Origin of the sequence: Verrucosispora sp. SN26_14.1, assembly GCF_004307965.1 — a bacterium.
GTDB lineage: Bacteria > Actinomycetota > Actinomycetes > Mycobacteriales > Micromonosporaceae > Micromonospora.
The window spans coordinates 1-1,763 of record NZ_SISL01000741.1 but is presented as its reverse complement, the minus strand read 5'-3'; the positions used below and the strand labels follow the sequence as shown (position 1 = coordinate 1,763).

The 1,763-nt window shown below is 75.5% G+C and carries 1 protein-coding gene; it reads left to right on the top strand.

Features of this window, described 5'->3' with window-relative positions:
* A partial coding sequence (locus EYA84_RS31505; RefSeq protein ID WP_131057816.1) for a bifunctional [glutamine synthetase] adenylyltransferase/[glutamine synthetase]-adenylyl-L-tyrosine phosphorylase occupies window positions 1-1,763 on the top strand: 1,763 nt, incomplete at both ends.

The window sequence follows — 1,763 nt, the reverse complement described above, 5'->3', positions numbered from 1 at the left end:
CCCAGGGGCAGCCGGTGGCCGCCTCGACCGGAGGCATCGGCGCCGGGTCGCCGCTGCTGGCCGCGCTGCACGACGATCCGGGGCTGCGCCGTCGACTGATCGCCGTGCTGGGCGCCTCCTCGGCACTGGGCGACCACCTCGTCGCCAACCCGGACCAGTGGACGGTGCTGCGCACCGAGTCGGACGGGCTCGCCCCGACCGCCGACGGGCGGCTGGACCTGACCGGCGAGGGCAACCCGGTGGCGGTGCTGCGTCGGGCGTACCGGCTGGCGCTGCTGCGCGTCGCGGCGGCCGACCTGACCGGCGGGCGCGGCCTGGAGCAGACCATGGCCGCACTCTCCGCGCTGGCCGACGCCACCCTCACCGCCGCGTACGCGATCGCCGTGACCGAGCTGCCCGAGGGCGCCCGGGAGCCGCGCCTGGGCGTGGTGGCGATGGGCAAGTGCGGCGGCGGCGAGCTGAACTACGTCTCGGACGTCGACGTGATCTTCGTGGCCGCCGAGGACGACGACCTGGCGGCGGCCACCACCGTCGCCACCCGGCTGATCCACATCTGCGGGCTGGTCGCCTGGCCGGTCGACGCCGCGCTGCGTCCCGAGGGCAACCGGGGGCCGCTGGTGCGTACGCTCGCCAGCCACCTGGCGTACTACCGGCGCTGGGCCCGCACCTGGGAGTTCCAGGCGCTGCTCAAGGCCCGTCCGGCCGCCGGTGACCTGGCGCTCGGCCGGGAGTGGATCAATGAGCTGGCGCCGCTGCTCTGGCACGCCGCCGAGCGGCCCGAGGCGGTCGAGGACGTCCGGGCCATGCGTCGGAAGATCATCGACAACATCCCGGCCAAGGAGCAGGAACGCGAGATCAAGCGCGGTCCCGGCGGCCTGCGCGACATCGAGTTCGCGGTGCAGTTGCTGCAACTCGTGCACGGCCGGGGCGACGAGTCCCTGCGCGCACCCGGCACCATCCCCACCCTGCGGGCGCTGGTCACCGGCGGCTACGTCGGCCGGGCCGACGGGGAGGCGCTGCTGCGCGGCTACCGCTTCCTACGCGGCGTCGAGCACCGCCTGCAACTCCAGGGCCTGCGGCGCACCCACACCGTGCCGACCGAACCGGGCGCGCTGCGTTGGCTCGCCGCCGCGCTCGGCTACACCGCCACGCCGGGACGCAGCGCCGTCGAGGAGTTCCGCGCCGAGTGGGTCACCCACGCCACCGAGGTACGCCGACTGCACGCCAAACTGCTCTACCGGCCGCTGCTGGAGTCGGTGGCCCGGGTACCCGCCGACGGCCTGCGCCTGACCCCGGAGGCGGCCCGCAACCGGCTGGAGATCCTCGGATTCGCCGACCCGGCCGGGGCGCTGCGTCACCTCCAGGCCCTCACCGGCGGGGTGAGCCGCACCGCCGCCATCCAGCGCACCCTGCTGCCGGTGCTGCTCAGCGAGTTCGCCGACGCCCCGGAACCCGACCGTGGCCTGCTCAACTACCGCCAGGTCTCCGACTCCCTCGGCAGCACCCCCTGGTATCTGCGCCTGCTGCGTGACTCCGGCCCGGTGGCCCGCAGGCTGGCCCGGGTGCTCTCCTCCTCCCGGTACGTCGCCGACCTGCTGAGCCGGGAACCCGAGTCGCTGCGTCTGCTGGCCGAGGAGAGCGAGCTGACCCCCCGGCCCCGCGAGGTGCTCGGCGACGGGTTCGCCGCCGCGGCCGCCCGCCACACCGACCCGGTCGAGGCGATCCGGGCGGTCCGCGCGCTGCGCCGCCGGGAACTGCTCCGG